This window comes from Telluria sp. LT2P80, assembly GCF_059685955.1.
In genome coordinates this window covers 133,873-150,866 of the sequence record NZ_JCASIO010000007.1, presented here as the reverse complement: position 1 = coordinate 150,866, position 16,994 = coordinate 133,873, and the positions used below count along the sequence as shown (strand labels likewise).

At 62.7% G+C, this 16,994-nt stretch carries 14 protein-coding genes; 6 read left to right on the top strand and 8 right to left on the bottom strand.

All coding sequences use genetic code 11. The features are described from left to right. Nucleotides 1-47: 47 nt before the first annotated feature. The 3 genes from tssG to tssE are packed head-to-tail and all read right to left on the bottom strand — an operon-like array spanning nucleotide 48 to nucleotide 3,462. Complete coding sequence (gene tssG / locus AC56LW_RS18090; protein ID WP_499636565.1) at nucleotides 48-1,118, bottom strand: type VI secretion system baseplate subunit TssG; 1,071 nt, start codon at nucleotides 1,116-1,118, stop codon at nucleotides 48-50. Continuing rightward, nucleotides 1,118-2,959 (bottom strand): type VI secretion system baseplate subunit TssF, encoded by a 1,842-nt coding sequence (gene tssF / locus AC56LW_RS18085; RefSeq protein WP_499636563.1) that lies wholly within the window; start codon nucleotides 2,957-2,959, stop codon nucleotides 1,118-1,120. The genes tssG and tssF overlap by 1 nt, the downstream gene beginning before the upstream one ends. A 20-nt stretch (nucleotides 2,960-2,979) precedes the next feature. Further along, the gene (gene tssE, locus AC56LW_RS18080) at nucleotides 2,980-3,462 is read right to left on the bottom strand and encodes a type VI secretion system baseplate subunit TssE (RefSeq protein ID WP_499636561.1); all 483 of its coding nucleotides are present in this window, start codon (nucleotides 3,460-3,462) and stop codon (nucleotides 2,980-2,982) included. A 52-nt stretch (nucleotides 3,463-3,514) separates the two neighbouring features. On the opposite strand from tssE, the gene tssK reads away from it, so the two are divergent. Next, a complete protein-coding gene (gene tssK, locus AC56LW_RS18075) occupies nucleotides 3,515-4,990 on the top strand; it encodes a type VI secretion system baseplate subunit TssK (RefSeq protein ID WP_499636559.1) in 1,476 nt (491 codons plus the stop codon). A gap of 15 nt (nucleotides 4,991-5,005) precedes the next feature. Here tssK and AC56LW_RS18070 read toward each other — a convergent pair whose 3' ends face one another. From AC56LW_RS18070 to AC56LW_RS18050, 5 genes are all read right to left on the bottom strand, one after another. Beyond that, complete coding sequence (locus AC56LW_RS18070) at nucleotides 5,006-7,024, bottom strand: alpha/beta hydrolase family protein (RefSeq protein ID WP_499636557.1); 2,019 nt, start codon at nucleotides 7,022-7,024, stop codon at nucleotides 5,006-5,008. 120 nt (nucleotides 7,025-7,144) lie between these two features. Then, on the bottom strand, nucleotides 7,145-9,211 hold the full coding sequence (locus AC56LW_RS18065; RefSeq protein ID WP_499636555.1) for a sodium:solute symporter family protein: 2,067 nt from the start codon (nucleotides 9,209-9,211) through the stop codon (nucleotides 7,145-7,147). Beyond that, on the bottom strand, nucleotides 9,208-9,522 hold the full coding sequence (locus AC56LW_RS18060; RefSeq protein WP_499636553.1) for a DUF4212 domain-containing protein: 315 nt from the start codon (nucleotides 9,520-9,522) through the stop codon (nucleotides 9,208-9,210). Before AC56LW_RS18060 ends, AC56LW_RS18065 begins: the two co-directional genes overlap by 4 nt. Further along, nucleotides 9,512-11,059 (bottom strand): sensor histidine kinase, encoded by a 1,548-nt coding sequence (locus AC56LW_RS18055; protein ID WP_499636552.1) that lies wholly within the window; start codon nucleotides 11,057-11,059, stop codon nucleotides 9,512-9,514. Before AC56LW_RS18055 ends, AC56LW_RS18060 begins: the two co-directional genes overlap by 11 nt. Next, complete coding sequence (locus AC56LW_RS18050) at nucleotides 11,056-11,796, bottom strand: response regulator (RefSeq protein WP_332532786.1); 741 nt, start codon at nucleotides 11,794-11,796, stop codon at nucleotides 11,056-11,058. Before AC56LW_RS18050 ends, AC56LW_RS18055 begins: the two co-directional genes overlap by 4 nt. 221 nt (nucleotides 11,797-12,017) lie before the next feature. Between AC56LW_RS18050 and recA the strand changes: the two genes are divergently transcribed. The 5 genes from recA (at nucleotide 12,018) to sucD (ending at nucleotide 16,772) form a co-directional block, all read left to right on the top strand. Beyond that, complete coding sequence (gene recA / locus AC56LW_RS18045; RefSeq protein ID WP_183556129.1) at nucleotides 12,018-13,091, top strand: recombinase RecA; 1,074 nt, start codon at nucleotides 12,018-12,020, stop codon at nucleotides 13,089-13,091. Between the two features lie 75 nt (nucleotides 13,092-13,166). Beyond that, nucleotides 13,167-13,631, top strand: a complete 465-nt coding sequence (gene recX / locus AC56LW_RS18040) for a recombination regulator RecX (protein WP_332532787.1) — start codon at nucleotides 13,167-13,169, stop codon at nucleotides 13,629-13,631. A 440-nt stretch (nucleotides 13,632-14,071) separates the two neighbouring features. Beyond that, entirely contained in the window at nucleotides 14,072-14,635 is a 564-nt protein-coding gene (locus tag AC56LW_RS18035) for a DUF2889 domain-containing protein (RefSeq protein ID WP_332532788.1), read from the top strand. A gap of 66 nt (nucleotides 14,636-14,701) precedes the next feature. After that, nucleotides 14,702-15,871, top strand: coding sequence for an ADP-forming succinate--CoA ligase subunit beta (gene sucC / locus AC56LW_RS18030; RefSeq protein ID WP_183556131.1), 1,170 nt, complete (start codon nucleotides 14,702-14,704; stop codon nucleotides 15,869-15,871). A 19-nt stretch (nucleotides 15,872-15,890) separates the two neighbouring features. Beyond that, nucleotides 15,891-16,772 carry a succinate--CoA ligase subunit alpha gene (gene sucD, locus AC56LW_RS18025; protein WP_343026256.1) on the top strand — a complete coding sequence of 294 codons (882 nt, stop codon included), beginning with the start codon at nucleotides 15,891-15,893 and terminating at the stop codon, nucleotides 16,770-16,772. Nucleotides 16,773-16,994 lie beyond the last annotated feature (222 nt).

Below are 16,994 nucleotides of genomic sequence, written 5' to 3'. Positions count from 1 at the left end.
TAGCCCGCCGTCACGCAGCCTCAATTGACTGGCATCAACGCCGTTTTTTAAGCCACGTCGCCGTCTTCCTGTCTGTCTCTTTTTCGAGTCATCGGGGTCTGCAGCATCAACCGGACGTCGGGACGATCCGTGACGCCTGGTGTCGCGGTAAGAAACGTATTCCAGCCAAGCTGACGCGACGGCGTCCTCGTTCTCAGCGTGAGCGGCTTGATGGCAGGCGGTGCAAGCAGCAAGCGTAGTTCGTAGTGCAAGGTCGGCACTGCAAACATTCTTGTCATTTCCCGCAGTGCCGCCAGCGCCGTGCCACCGGGAAGAAAACTGCGCGCTTGCGCTTCGTCCAGTGGCCCGACATGCAGACGCGCGCAGATGTCATGCCGCCACAGACGTGTGCCCAGCGCCGTGCTGATGCCGAGCTCGGGCCTGGTGACGCCCAATGTGCTGCGCCGGTTTTCGGGAATCGCATCCCAGCAGCCGACGAATTGTTCGAGTCTGACCGGCACGTCGAAATAGCTGCTCAACACCTGTTCGACCGTGCCGGCCGCCACCGGGCGGGTGCGCAGCAGCCCGGCGAAACAGGCTGCAGTGTCCTGTCTGACGTGCCTGTCTGGTTGTCTGACGCTTGCGGCCCTTGGCGGGCATGTGCCTGCCAAGGCAGTCAACATCGGCAACAACCGGTCCCCGTCGCCGATGGCCAGGTCGTGTTCGACCCGGTACTTGACCGACGCTTCATAAAACAGGCCGATCAACCGGGTCGACATGACGTCGAGCAGTTCGCGCTGGCTGGCATCGTCTCCAAGCGACTTGCGCGCTGCGATCCGTTCGGTATCGTGCACTGGCAGGGTGCCACTGGCGCCGAGCAGGCCGATGAATGCAGGCGTGATCCGAACGTGGCGCAATGTTCCCGAGCGCAGCGCGCCAAGTGGATCCTGTGTTGCCGGCTCGACGTCAAGCGCTTCGACTTCGCTGGCAGGAAACGACAGCGACAGGCTGTTGCGAAACGACAGCACGGTGCGCAACGCGCGCTCGCGGCCGATGCCATGGCGCTGCAGCGCGCTTAGCAGGATGCTGACCAGCTGGGTGAAGCTGAACCGGTATGGTTCAGCCAGGAGCAGGGCCATTACAGAAGGCTCATGCTTCCGCTTCGTGGGGCGCATCGGATCAGCTCCTTTCCGCTTTGATGCGAGAGGGCGACGAGTTCGACGAAGCTGTTCAGCTGCACGTACAGCGCGAAGAACTGGTCCAGCACCTGGACGAACAGGTGCAGGCCGGCGCCGGCATACGCTTCTTCGTCGAGCGTGACGCGCACTTCAAGCCCGTGCACCAGCGATGTGCCGTTCCTGTGCCTGATCCAGGCCGTGGTGTCCTGCTGGTCGAGTGCGATGATGCCGCGGATTTGCCGACGCGAGACGGACGACGAGGCCAGGTCGTACAGGGACAGCATTTCGCGCAGGCCGTGAACACCTTCGTCCATCAGGGAATGATGGTTCAGCGCCAGGTGCGAGATCAGGCGCCAGTGCATGCCTGCGTCATTCGTCAAGCGGGCAGGGCGGGTTGGCCTGCGCACCATGCGGATCGCTGCGTTGCGCGTTGCGCCGGGGATGAACAGGTCGCCTTCAGGCGCACCGATGGCCAGTGAGCAGGGCAGATCGCGGTTCGTGCAGCTCAGTTCAACCGACAGGATATTTCTCTCGATCTCGAACGGGTCGCAATCGGCGCCGACGAGCGTAATCGATGTTTCATGGCCCGGACTGCACAAGGCAAGCGTCTCGTCGTGCCGCAGGAACCAGTAGCGTCCATGCTCGCTGGCGCATTGTGCGCCGTGCCGAAGCGCATAGAACGGCTGGAACGCCGTGACCGACGTGTCGTTGCCGTTCTGGCGCACGAGGTGTACCGCATCGACCGAATACACCTCATATGCCTGCGGAAAATTGGCGTGCGCCAGAAGGGTGTAGTCGGCCGCGCGCTGGTCGTACGTGATCGGTACGCCAGGCTGCTGGAACAGATTGACGACAGGCGTGCAACCTTGCACCAGATGCTGTGTCGACAGGCCGGCGAGCATGCGCGCCTTGTCGGCGTCGGGGCGGATGCCGGCAAGGCCCAGACGTAACGTGACACTGGCGCAGCCGGCAGGTAAGCGTGCCAGCAGCATGGCAATATCGATGTCGAAAAAATTGAACTTCTCGGGGAAGGCAAAATATTCGGCAAGAATGCGGTAAGCCCCATGCGAGCGGGCGTCGAACGGAATCAGGGCATCGTCAGGAGCAAATCCAGCCGGTGCGATCGGTATGCAAGGTAACCGCTCCCACGGGCCGTCATCGTCAATCTGGACGTACGCTGCCACCGTGTGCATGAAGAGCGCATCGCGCAGCGTGGCGCAGAACGAGGTATCGCCATCGGCATACACGCGCAGCACGGTCGCCGTGTCCGGCGCCGGCAGCGGCCCCCATCCGGCGGCGCCGAATGTCAGCGTCAGCGACGATGTGACGTCGTCCGGCAGGCGTGTTGCGACCGGCGCCTGGATGACGGTCTCGAAACGTGCGGCGCGTAGTGCGACAGGCGACGGCTTGACGTCGTGGATGGTCTTGAAGCGGCATGCCACACCATGTATTGGCTTCGATTCCAGCAACGTCCCGCGCGGCATGGCAGGGATCGCATCCGGGCGATCGAGTGCGCTGGAAACGCGCACGATTGCGCAGGACGGAAACGGGCGCAGATAGTGGGGATAGAGCAGGTTGAGCAGGGCCTCAGTGAATTCGGGGTACGAATCGTCCAGTCGCTTCGACACGCGCGCGCTGAGCAGGGCCGTGCTTTGTATCAGGCGTTCGACATGCGGATCGTCGCAGGTATCGCCACCCATTTGCAGCCTGGCGGCAACCTTGGGATAGCGCTGCGCATATTCCCTGCACAGCGACCTGAGAATGACGAGCTCGCGCTCGTACTTTGTCAACAATTCGTCCATGGGATCAGCGCTTGCGCCCTCTAGTTGGCACCTTCGATCGAATACTGCTGGAGCGAGGGGCGAAATACCGCATTGAACGACATCGCCTCGGGCATCGACGCATGTTTCAGCTGCGCAGTGATCACGAATTCCACGCGGTTGATGGTGCCCCTGGCGCTCTTGGCGCCCCGCAGTGACACGAGGACCTTGTGCAGCCGGGGTTCATGGCGCTGGATGGCCAACTGGACGGCCTTGCAGATTTCCTGCTGGTCCGTATCGCTGTTCATGCACATGCCGGCGAAGTCGATCAGGCCATAGTTCAGGATGGAGCCCGATACCGCCGGGAGCGGGCTGAACGACGCCTGGTGCACGCCGCAGCGGGTATTGAGCAGCGCCTGCAGATCACGCGTGACACTGCGCAGCGCATGCTCGACAGAGCGCGCATGGGCGTCGCGCCGGTTACCCGATGGGGGTTCACCAGTGTCGTCCAGGCGGTCGAACAGACCGGAAGTAAAGCCGCGCATTGCGCTCCTCTCGTCAAAGCAGGACAACACCCACGGCAGCCATTGTCGGATCGTGAATCCCGGCAATGTTGCGCGGTCACAAGGGAATGCACTGGCTGATCGATACGATGCCTGGCTGCGCGAAATCAATATCGCGCTTCAGGCGCAACGCCATCCTTCCCAGAATGTGTCCAGCGAAACTTCAATGGGAGGAACCATGAATGCAACATCGAAGGTCCTGTGGTCGGAAGGCTTGACGCTGGGCCCGCAGCACTTTCAGCGTCAGGATCTCTATCACGAAACCCGGCTCCAGCGCATCGCTTCGGCCCTCAATCCGTACTGTTGGGGTGTGTGCAAGGTGACGTGGAATGTGGACGGATTGGGACACAACCGCCTGAGCGCGAACACGATGTCGCTCATCTATCCCGACGGAGACATCGTCGAAGCGCCTGGCGCCGACCTGCTGCCCGAGCCGGTCGATCTCACACGCCTGCCGCCAGAGGAAGAATCATTCACGTTCTACGCAGCCCTGGCTCTGGTCAAGCCGCATGGGGGCAATGCCGACGACAACAGCCGTTACGTGCGTTGCGACCTGGATACCACTGACCTGTTCAGTGATGCGCTGGCGATCGAGGTGCCTTTCCTTAAAAAACAAGTGCGGCTGTTGCTGCAGGCCGAGCCGCATGGGGCGCGTGCCAGCATCCCGGTGGTGCGGCTGCGGCGGGTAGCGGAAGGGGGTTTCGAGCTGGTACCGGAGTTCATTCCGCCGAGCGTCACGGTGGGCGCAGCCCCAGGCCTGGTGCGCATGCTCGATGGCTTGAGCAGTGTGATCACGACGAAGATCGAATCGCTCCAGCGCACGCACCGCATGACGAACAACAGCATGTACGAAGCCGGTGCGGGCGATATCTCGTCGTGGTGGATGCTCAACATCCTGAGCACGGCCAATGCGCTTCTGATGCACTGCGCCAGGTCGCCCGGGTTTCATCCCGAGGTGATGTTCCGGCAAATGCTTGCCGCCGCGGGCGGACTGATGACGTTTTCCGATCGCTACAAGACAGCCGACCTGCCCGCCTACCGCCACGAGGCGATGGGCGAGGCATTCGCCGAGCTCGACGCGTTGCTGCGCGATCTGGTCGATACGGCGATCGGCACCAACTACCTCATTATCCCGTTCGTGGCAGACAAGAGCCGGCGCACGTTCTCGCAGGCGATCCTGGATCCGGCCAAGGTCACGAAACAAAGCCAGCTTTATCTGGCGATCACTGCCGATATGGCGGGCCTTGATCTGGTAGCGACGGTACCGATCCGGCTCAAGGTCGCTGCGCCCGAGAATATGGAAAGTATTATCGGGTCAGCATTGCCAGGCATACCGATCGCGCACATGCCGCAAGTGCCCCCGGCGATCCCGGTGCGGCCCAACACCTACTATTTTTCGCTGTCCACCAAACATCCCCTGTACGACAAGGCGCTGGAGGCAGGCGTGCTGGCGGTGTATGCGCCGGACGGGATCCCGGGACTGAAAATCGACCTGGTCGTGGTGCTCTAGTCAACCACCGCGATGTCAGCGCACCGCCCCGCTACCGATATTCTTGTCGAGGAACTTCTCGACCCGCCCCCAGAAATCGATGCGGTTCTTTTCCAGCGCCCAGCCGTGGCCTTCTTCCGGGTACTCGATCCATTCCACCTGCTTGTTAGTGCGCATGACGGCGTTGCGCAGCGCGGTGCCATGGTTGATCGGCACGCGCCGGTCGACGCCGCCGTAGGCCAGCAGCAGCGGCTGGGTGATGCGCGCCGCCTGCTGCAGCGGTGACGTGGCCTTGAACTGGTCGACATCCTTGACCGGGTCGCCGATCCGTTCCGGCAGGCTGTGCTGCTTGACGTCGCGTGACGTGTCGCTGCTGAAATGCGCGCCATTGTCAAACAACAGGCCAATGTCGGTCACGCCGACAAAGCTGATACCGCAGCGGAACATGTCCGGATCGTTGACGAGTCCCATCAGCGTCGAATAGCCGCCGTAACTGGCGCCAGCGATGCAGACGCGCTTGGGGTCGACCAGCCCCTTGTCGACAGCCCAGCGTACACCGTCGGCGATGTCGTTCTGCATGGCCAGGCCCCATTGCTTGTAGCCGGCACGCTCATGCCTGGACCCGAAACCCGTGCTGCCACGAAATTCGGGTTCGAGCACGGCATAGCCGCGCGTGGCCAGAAATTGCGAGTCGGGGGCCCAGCCCCAGGATTTGCCGCGCACCCAGGGGCCGCCATGGACCATCACCACCAGCGGCAGGCCGGTGCGCCTGGCGCCCGGTGGCAGGGTGAGCAGGGCCGGAATGTCCAGGCCATCGCGCGCCTTGTAGCGCAAGAACTGCTGGCGCCCCATCTGCGTCGGATCGATGCCTGGCCGTGCTTCGCCGACCTTGTTCAGCGACTTGGTTTTGCTGTTGTACAAGAAAAACACCGGTGCGACCACGTCCGAATAGGCGGTGACCACGAGCAGGGGCGAGTCACCCCGGGCCGGCACCGACATCAGGTTGACCGTCGTCGGGAGCAGCTTGTCGACATCCTGCTGGATCGCCTTCATGCCGGCGTCGAACCATTCATTCGATACCGCATCGGTACGGAACTGCATGCCCAGCACCTTATCGCGGTTGATCACCAGCTCACCGTCGATATCGTAGCCGGGCGCCGACAGCAGCGGTTGCGGGTCGAGCTTGCCGGTGTTCACATCGAACGTGTGCATGGCGGTCGTTCCGGCCTTGCCGCGCGCCGTCACGAACAGCGTGCCGGTCGGCCCGAATGCCACCGGTTCAATCGTCGCGGCGGTTTCCTTAAAGGTCGGGAAGCTGGTCAGTTCGCGCCATTTGTTGGTGACCGGGTCGAGATATTGCAGCGTCGTGGTCAGGTCCTTGTAGGTGATCGCCAGGCGCGGCTCGCCCTTGTGATCGAGCAGCCAGCCGCGCGTGGCGCCGGGGCGCGGCACTGTCTTGTATTGGCCCGACACCGTGTTCACCTGGAGCAGGTCGATATGGCTCAGTTCATTGCGGGTGTCGCCGACCGCCGCCAGCGCGTAGGTGTCATCCGAATCGACCCACGGGGTGTTGCCCGCCATCTCGCTCGATGGTGGCAGCAGCCGGCGCACGATGCGCGTGCCGGTGCTCTTGTTGACGAGATTACGGCTGGCCAGTTCAATGAAACGGCCGCCGTCGAAGTCGACCGCGTACATGCCGGGCATGAAGCGCTGGTCGCCCGGACCGACGCCTTTGTCATGCGTGTCGAACACCAGGCGCCGGTCGTTGATCCAGTAGAAATTGCGGACATCGGCGTCGTTGTAATGGGCGACGATCTTGGCGCTGTTGGTCTCTAGGTCGATGACCGTCAAAAAGTCGCGCTTGCCCGGCGCGCTGGCGCGCACGGCCAGATGGCGTCCGCTGGGCGAGAGCCTGGCGTCGCCAAAAGGCGCGTTGCCGAAGAAAGCCGAGACAGGCGGCGGTGCTGGCGGGGTTTGTGCGAGGGTCAGTGGCGAAGCGACGAGGACGAGTGCAGCGAAGGTGGCCCTCGCCAGCACGCGGGTAAATGCAGGCATGAAGTTTTCCGTGAAATGCTTGGTGTTGGTATGGTTCGCCTATGTTGGCGCGGCCCAGAATAGCATTTGCATCACCGGGAAAATCTCTTCAATTCCCACCTCAGTTTCCACCTGCCTGTGTCATTCGGGCGCCCGGATATAGTCGACCATGCCCGCGCTGGCGCGGCTCGGGCGCGGCGTGAGCAGGCTCACCACGACCACCGTCAACAGGCCTGCCGGCACGCCGAACACGCCGGCCGCCATCGGCAGGATGCCGAACCAGGTCTCCAGCGCATTGCCGCCCAGGACCGGGCTGGCGCGCAGCATGTAGTACAGGCACACGGCAAAGCCCGTGATCATGCCAGTGATGGCGCCGATGTGGTTGGCGCGTTTCCAGAACACGCCCAGCACCAGCACCGGGAACAGTGTGGAGCCGGCCAGCGAGAACGCCGCCGCCACCAGCGACAGGATGTCAGCTGGCTTTTGCGACGCCGCGTACGCCGCGATGAAGGCCACCGCCAGCAGCAGCAGCTTCGAGATCGTCACCCGTTTCTGGGTCGACGCGCCCGGTTCCACCATCTTGTAATACACGTCGTGCGACAGCGCGTTGGAAATGGCCAGCAGCAGGCCGTCGGCCGTGGACAGCGCCGCCGCCAGGCCGCCGGCCGCGACCAGGCCCGAGATCACGTACGGCAGGCCGCCGATTTCGGGCGTGGCCAGCACCAGCACGTCGGCGTCAATGGCAAATTCGGCCAGCTGCACGATGCCGTCACCGTTGATATCCGCCACGCTGATCAGGGGATTGGCCTTGTCGACATTGGCCCAGTATGAAATCCAGGTCGGCAGCGACGAGAAATCGCTGCCCACGAGCGACGTATAGATGTCGTACTTGGCGAGCACGGCCAGCGCGGGAATCGTCAGGTACACCAGCAGGATGAAGAACAGCGTCCAGAACACCGACACGCGCGTCTCGTGCACCGAGGGCGTGGTGTAGGCGCGCATCAGGATGTGGGGCAGGGCGGCGGTGCCGAACATCAGGCAGAACACCACGGCCAGAAAATTGTTGCGGCGCGCGTCGGATTCTTCCGGCGTGGCGCCGGGGAACGGCTGCGCATGCGGCTCGGGCGGGCGTGCCCGTGCCAGGTTAGCGTCACGCCGTTCGAGCCACAGCGCACGGGCATCGTCGACCGAGTTGGGGTAGGTGGTCAGCGCGCGCTCGGCCTGGCGCACTTCGGTCAGCGAGGCGTTGCGCGCGCGGGCTGCGGCCAGCTGGCGCTGGGCATCGAGCTTGCCGGCTTCCCACGATTCGGGCAGGGCCGCCACGCGCGCCGCGTAGCCGTCGGCGCGGCGCAGGAATTCGGCGCGCACCTGGGCTTCGCGCGGGTCCTTCGCCAGTTCGGCTTCGCGCGCGGTGAGCTTGGGCAGGAGCGATCCGTACGCCACCTGCGGGATCGGATTGTCGGCGTGCTTCACCGACAGCCACATGGTCGGAATCAGAAACGCGACCAGCAGGATGATGTACTGCGCCACCTGGGTCCAGGTGATGGCGCGCATCCCGCCCAGGAACGAGCAGACCAGGATGCTCGCCAGGCCCAGGAAAATCCCGACTGAAAAATCGACGCCGGTAAAGCGCGACGCGATCAGGCCGACCGCATAGATCTGCGCCACGACGTACGTGAACGAGACGAGGATGGTGGCGCTCACGGCCAGCGCCCGCACCGGGCCGCCACGGCCGCCCGCGCCGCCGCCGTAGCGCGCCGCCAGAAAATCGGGCACCGTGTACTGCGCAAACTTGCGCAGGTAGGGCGCGATCAGCAGCGCGACCAGCACGAAGCCGCCGGTCCAGCCCATGATGAAGGCCAGGCCGTCGAAGCCCTGCAGATACAGGCCCCCGGCCAGGCTGATGAAGCTGGCCGCCGAGATCCAGTCAGCCGCCGTCGCCATGCCGTTGAACATGGCCGGCACGCGCCGGCCGGCGACGTAGTATTCGGTGACGTTCGAGGTGCGGCAGATCACGCCGATGATCGCGTACAGGGCGATCGTGGCGAACATGAACAGGTAGCCGATCCACAGGCGCGGCATGCCTTCCTGCTCGAGCAGGGCGAGGGCCGCCAGGAACACCGCGAAGGCGCCGGTGTACGACAGGTAGTAGCGCGAGAGCTTCTTGAAATAGCCGTGCTTCACACCAGGCGTGGGGTTCGTGCTCATGGGCGAGGTTCCAGCGCGGCGTGGTAATCGCGGTCAAGCCGGCGCATGCGCCAGGCGTAGATGGCAATGATCGTCAGCGACACCAGCGCGGCGCCTTGCGCGGCCATGTAGAACGACAGCGGCCAGCCAAACACCTCGAAGCGCGCCAGCTCGCGCGCGAAGAACACGGTGCCGAAACCCGTGACGAGCCAGACGGCCAGCAACAGCAGCGACATGCGCCGCGTGCGGTCCCAGTGGATCGCGCGGGCCTGTTCCAGACGCGCACGCGCCATCGTGTCGGAAGTTGGTTCGGGGATGGAATCAGTCGGCATGGTCGGGTTCACCCACAGGCGGTGGGAAGGTCAGGCGAAACAGGCTGCCCGGAAAGCGCGGGGACACGCTGCGTGGATTATTGAAGATGTCGATGTCGGCGCCGTGCTGCTGCGCGATTTCGCGCACGATCGCCAGCCCCAGGCCGCTGCCCTGGGTATTGCTGCCCAAGATGCGGTAGAAGCGTTCGAACACGTGCAGGCGTTCGGTCGGCGCGATGCCGGGGCCGGTGTCTTCGACTTCGAGCAGCGCGTGCTCGCCGCTGCTGCGCACGCGTACCGTCACGCTGCCGCCAGCGGGCGTATAGCGCAGCGCATTGTCGATCAGGTTCGACAGCATCTCGCGCAGCATCAGCGGCTGGCCGGCGATCATCACCCGCTCGTCGTCATTGGCGGGCGGCTCGAAACCCAGGTCGATCTGGTGGGCGAACGATGCCTGCACCCAGTCCTGCACGGTCTCGCGCGCCACCGCGGCCAGGTCGATCTCGTCGAACGCCAGGCCCGCCTGCGGCTGGTTCTCGGCGCGCGCCAGGGCCAGCAGCTGGTTGATCAGGCGCGTGGCCGATTCCGAGCTCTTGGCCAGCTGCTCGAGCGAGCGGTGGATCTCGGCAGGATCGACTTCGCGCAGGGCCAGTTCGGATTGCATACGCATGCCCGCCAGCGGCGTTTTCATCTGGTGCGCGGCGTCGGCGATGAAGCGTTTCTGCATCTCCACCGTCTTGCCCAGGCGCTCGAGCATGTCGTTGAACGAGCCGACCAGCGGCGAGATTTCTTCGGGCACCTGGCGCGGATCGATCGGCGACAGATCGTCCTGCGGCCGCGCGCGGATGCGCTGCTGCAGCTCGGCCAACGGGCTCAGGCCGCGCGAGAGCGCGAACCAGACCAGCGCCAGGATCACCGGCAGGATGATGAACTGGGGCAGGATCACGCCCTTGATGATTTCATTGGCCAGGTGCGCGCGCTTGTCGAGCGTTTCGGCCACCTGCACCAGTGCCAGCGACGGCGTCGGTGATGCCGTGCGTTCGTGCAGCGGATCGAGATTTACGTAGGCATAGGCCACGCGGATCGGTGTGCCGTGGATGGTGTCGTTGCGAAATTCGACCGTGCCGCTGCGGGCCGGCTCGCCGGCGCGGTTGGCGCGCGGGCGCGGCAGGTCGCGGTCGCCGTCCAGGTGTTCGCCAGCCGGCCCGGCCAGCAGGTAATACACGCTGTCGACGTCGTCGGCACGCAGGATGTCGCGTCCGGCCGTGCGCAGCTGGCCGACCGTCTTGCCGTCCACGGTGCGGATCTGCTGGCCCAGCACCGTGACCCGGTCTTCGAGCGCATCGTCGAACGGCTGGTTGGCGATCGATTTCGCCACCAGATAGGTGATCGCGATGCTCATCGGCCACAGCAGCAGCAGCGGCGCGAGCATCCAGTCGAGGATTTCCCCAAACAGCGAGTGACGGATGTTTTCGTCCGGCTCGGGGTTGGGTGGAACGTAGAGCGGCTCGAACTGGTGCTGCTGCTGCGTGGGCTCGGGCGTGAAGCCGGCGTTCACTTGTCGGCAGCGGAGGTGGCGATACGGGCGTCGTTCGCAGCCGCAGCGGCTGCTGCGGCTGCGCTGGCCTCGGAGAATTTCTCGAGGCAATAGCCCAGGCCGCGCACGGTGGCAATGCGCACGCCGCCGACCTCGATCTTCTTGCGCAGGCGGTGCACATACACCTCGATGGCGTTGTTGGATACTTCTTCGCCCCATTCGCACAGGTGGTCGACCAGCTGCTCCTTGGAGACGAGGCGCCCGGTGCGCGCCAGCAGCACTTCGAGCAGGCCCAGCTCGCGCGCCGACAGATCGAGCATCTGGTCGTTGATGTAGGCGCTGCGGCCGACCTGGTCATAGACCAGCGGGCCATGGCGCACGACGGCCGCGCCGCCGCCGGCGCCGCGCCGGGTCAGTGCCCGCACGCGCGCTTCGAGCTCGGACAGCGCGAACGGCTTGGCCATGTAGTCGTCGGCGCCCAGGTCGAGACCCTCGACGCGCTGCTCGACCGAGTCGGCCGCAGTCAGGATCAATACAGGCAGCAGCGAGGCGCGGGCGCGCAGGCGGCGCAGCACTTCGAGCCCGGACATCTTCGGCAGGCCCAGGTCGAGAATGAGCAGATCGAACTCCTGCGTGGACAGGGCGGTATCGGCATCCTGGCCGTTCTTGACACAATCGATGGCATAGCCGGACTGGCGCAGGGAGCGCGTCAGGCCATCGGCAAGTACGCTATCATCTTCGGCGAGCAGAATTCGCATGGGGCACCTCTTATTGACGTTGTCGCTTGTTCATCGAACACGCGTGATCGAACCGGTTCTCATTGTGTTGGATTTACCGCCACAATGCGAGTCCCGAGCGATTGTTGGTAAGATAACCACGTCTTTTCGCTTGCAAAAACCACTGGATTTTTATACAGTACTGGCTCTTGAAGTGCGCGTGACCGCCCACACCTTGCCTACTCCACGACAGAAAGTACACCATGGACGACAAAAAAACCGCATTGAACGCCGCTGATAAGGGCAAGGCGCTGGCTGCCGCCCTGGCGCAGATTGAAAAGCAGTTCGGCAAGGGCTCGGTGATGCGCATGGATGCGAACACGCCGGTCGAAGAAGTGCAAACGGTTTCCACCGGCTCGCTGGGCCTGGACATCGCGCTGGGCGTCGGCGGCCTGCCGCGCGGCCGTATCGTCGAGATCTACGGTCCTGAATCGTCGGGTAAAACCACCCTGACGCTGCAAACCATCGCCCAGATGCAAAAGCTGGGTGGCACCTGCGCGTTCATCGACGCCGAGCACGCACTCGACGTCACCTACGCGCAAAAGCTCGGCATCAACCTGAGCGAGCTGCTGATCTCGCAGCCGGATACCGGCGAGCAGGCGCTTGAAATCACCGACGCGCTGGTACGCTCGGGCAGTGTCGACCTGGTCGTCATCGACTCGGTCGCGGCCCTGACGCCACGCGCCGAAATCGAAGGCGACATGGGTGACTCGCTGCCCGGCCTGCAGGCGCGCCTGATGTCGCAAGCGCTGCGCAAGCTCACCGGCTCGATCAACCGCACCAACACGCTGGTCATCTTCATCAACCAGATCCGCATGAAGATCGGCGTCATGTTCGGCAGCCCTGAGACCACCACCGGTGGTAACGCGCTGAAGTTCTACGCGTCGGTGCGCCTGGACATCCGTCGTACCGGCTCGATCAAGTCGGGTGACGAAGTGATCGGTAACGAAACCAAGGTCAAGGTCGTCAAGAACAAGATCGCCCCGCCATTCAAGGAAGCGCACTTCGACATTCTTTATGGAGAAGGCACGTCCCGTGAAGGCGAAATTCTGGATCTCGGCGCAGATAACAAAATCGTCGAGAAGTCGGGCTCGTGGTACAGCTACAACGGCGAGCGTATCGGTCAGGGTAAAGACAACGCGCGTCAGTTCCTGCGTGACCGTCCAGCCCTGGCGCGCGAGATCGAAAACAAGGTCCGTACCGCCTTGGGTGTGCGTGAGCTGCCACCGACGATCGGTGGTGACGACAAGCCGAAGCTGCAGGCGGTTGGTGAATAATCAGTTCGGCGCAGGGCGCGGTGGCAGCAGCTGGCCACCGGCGCCTGGCGCCATGCTGATGGGCTGACGTTACCCATGCGAGCACCCGTACTCAGTCTCAAGGGCCGCGCGCTGCGCTATCTGTCGCAGCGCGAACACAGCCGCTTCGAATTGCGCCGCAAGCTGTCCAAGTATGCGGAAGAGGGCGATGACGTCGATGCCCTGCTCGATTTCCTCGAAAAAAATAACTGGTTGTCACAGGAGCGCTTTGCCGAATCCCTGGTCAACCGTAAAGCGAGCCGTTATGGCGACAGTCGTGTGATGGCCGAATTGCAAAGTCATGGATTAACGGGCGAGGCCCTGGTCGACATCAAGGCCGGGCTGTCCGACAGCGAGACCGCGCGTGCGGTCGAAGTCTGGCAACGCAAATTTGGCACGGTCGCCGAGGATGCAGCGGCGCGCGCCAAGCAGATGCGGTTCCTGCTGCAGCGGGGGTTTTCCCAGCGCGCGGCGCGTGCGGCGATGCAGGGCGCGCCCGATGACGACGAGTTTCCCGACTAATTAATGCTCTCGTGATGGCTTGCAGTCACAAGGTACAACTCGATGCTGCCTCAGGCGTCAGCGTGGAGCGTCATCCCCGATATGCGAACGCATATTCCTCAACGGGCGATGGCGCTGCACGCTGGCGCTTTTCTATGTCGGGAGTAATCAGAAAAAAATCCCATATCTCCCATTCATGGCATGAATGGCGACTACTACCGGCTGTTCTTCATGCGCATACCATATGCGTCAAACACGCTGTCAAGCGCCTGCCAAGTCCGGGTATCTCCGTCGACGCTGGCCCTGATGTCCCCTTTTAGCGATGCGCCGGGCGGGACGCTGTGATAAACTTTACGGGTTTAAGCAGCGCCGCATGAGCGGTTGTTGCCGCAGAAGCTGCGGTGACGTGCACTAGCACACCGGCTGCATCACTAACCGCCGTCTCGACGGCACTGGTATTTATGCCTTTGTCTCTTCCCGTATCGCGCTCGCTCCGGCATACGCGCGCCATCACAGTCGATGCCTATGCGCGCGACGATGGCATGTGGGATCTTGATGCCAGCATCCGCGATGTGAAAACGCGTACTGTTGAACTTGCTTCCGGCGAACGGCCCGGCGGCACGCCAGTGCACGACCTGAAGCTGCGCGTCACGATCGACCGCGACCTGAACATCGTCGATGCCGAAGCCGCATCCGATGCCGTCCCGTATCCGGGCTTTTGCGATACCATCGGCCCTGCCTACAAGAAGTTGATCGGGCTCTCGCTCGTGAACCATTTCCGGTTGCATCTGAAAGACCGCCTGTCCGGCGTGCTCGGCTGCACCCATCTGACCGAACTGGCCCAGGTGCTGCCCACTGCAGCGCTGCAAGCCTTTGCTGACGACACCGTCGATGCCCCAGGCGGGCAAGGCGTCACGTCATCCGACCGTCCATTTGAGCTCGACCGTTGCCATGCCCTGCGCAGCGACGGCCCCGCCGTGGCCAAATATTACCCGCGCTGGTCCATCAAGGCCGTGGCGGGTTAAGTCGTCGTTTGTTTTTTTTGTAGTTCAACCGTTTCTAATTCAGTAATAGATAGAAGGGAAGCCAGCATGAAGATCCATGAGTATCAGGGCAAAGAAATCCTCCGAAAATTCGGGGTGACCGTTCCGCGCGGCATTCCGTGCATGTCGGTCGAAGAGGCTGTCAAAGCTGCTGAAGAACTGGGTGGTCCGGTCTGGGTCGTCAAGGCACAGATCCACGCTGGTGGCCGCGGCAAGGGCGGCGGCGTCAAGGTCGCCAAATCGCTCGAGCAGGTCAAGGAATACGCTGACCAGATCATGGGCATGCAGCTGATCACGCACCAGACCAGCCCGGAAGGCCAGAAAGTCCGTCGCCTGATGGTCGAAGAAGGCGCCGACATCAAACAAGAACTGTATGTCTCGCTCGTCACCGACCGCGTCAGCCAGAAAGTCGTGCTGATGGCCTCGTCGGAAGGCGGCATGGACATCGAAGAAGTCGCGCACAGCAACCCGGAAAAAATCCACAACGTCATCATCGACCCAAAAGTCGGCCTGACCGATGAGCAGGCTGACGACGTCGCCGCCAAGATCGGTGTGCCAGCCGGCTCGATCGCCGACGCACGCGCGAACCTGCAGGGCCTGTACAAAGCCTACTGGGAAACCGATGCATCGCTGGCCGAAATCAATCCGCTGATCGTCACCGGCAGCGGCAAGATCATCGCCCTGGACGCCAAATTCAACTTCGACGCGAACGCCCTGTATCGCCGTCCTGAAATCGTCGCTTACCGCGATCTGGACGAAGAAGATCCAGCGGAAGTCGAAGCATCGAAATTCGACCTGGCCTACATCTCGCTCGACGGCAACATCGGCTGCCTGGTGAACGGCGCCGGCCTGGCCATGGCAACCATGGACACCATCAAGCTGTTCGGCGGCGAGCCAGCCAACTTCCTCGACGTCGGCGGTGGCGCCACGGCTGAGAAAGTGACCGAAGCGTTCAAGATCATGCTGAAGAACCCTGACCTGAAAGCCATCCTGGTCAACATCTTCGGCGGCATCATGCGTTGCGACGTCATCGCCGAAGGCGTGATCGCTGCATCGAAAGCCGTTTCGCTGCAAGTGCCGCTGGTCGTGCGCATGAAGGGCACCAACGAAGACCTGGGCAAGAAGATGCTGGCCGAATCGGGCCTGCCAATCATCGCCGCAGACACGATGGAAGACGCAGCCAAGTCGGTCGTCGCCGCTGCTGCCGGTCAAGCCTAATTGCTAAGGAAATAAAAAAATGTCGATTCTGATCAACAAAGATACCAAAGTAGTCACCCAGGGCATCACCGGCAAGACCGGTCAGTTCCACACCCGCATGTGCCGCGAGTACGCAAACGGCAAGGAAGCATTCGTTGCTGGCGTGAACCCGAAGAAAGCCGGCGAAGATTTCGAAGGCATCCCGATTTTCGCAACCGTTGCTGAAGCGAAAAAAGAAACCGGCGCCAACGTGTCGGTCATCTACGTCCCACCAGCAGGCGCAGCCGCTGCAATCTGGGAAGCCGTCGAAGCCGAGCTGGATCTGGCGATTTGCATCACCGAAGGCATTCCAGTCCGTGACATGATGGAAATCAAGGACCGTATGGCCAAGTCGGGTTCGAAGACCCTGCTGCTGGGCCCTAACTGCCCAGGCCTGATCACCCCTGACGAAATCAAGATCGGCATCATGCCAGGTCACATCCACCGCAAGGGCCGCATCGGCGTCGTCTCGCGTTCGGGTACCTTGACGTATGAAGCAGTTGCACAGCTGACCGCACTGGGCCTGGGCCAGTCGTCGGCAGTCGGCATCGGCGGCGATCCGATCAACGGTCTGAAGCACATCGACATCATGCAGATGTTCAACGACGATCCTGATACCGACGCGGTCATCATGATCGGCGAAATCGGTGGTCCGGACGAAGCCAACGCGGCTTACTGGATCAAGGACAACATGAAGAAGCCAGTCGTCGGCTTCATCGCTGGCGTCACCGCGCCACCAGGCAAGCGCATGGGCCACGCCGGCGCGTTGATCTCGGGCGGTGCAGATACTGCGCAAGCGAAGCTGGAAATCATGGAAGCCTGCGGCATCACCGTCACCAAGAACCCGTCGGAAATGGCGCGTCTGCTGAAGGCCATGCTGTAATTCTGACGATCTATTGATCGAAAGCTAAAACGGGGAGCGCGAGCTCCCCGTTTTCTATTTGGTGCGCCACTTTTTGTTGATACGCATCGCGTGTGACAAAAATTGCTGTAGGGCACTGACAAATTTTGTCATCCGAGGTGCCGTTTTTTGTGCTGGAACAGGGTTTTGTTGGTTTGTTGTTCATAAAATCGACCGTTTTACGCCATTTTTGGGCTGGCACAG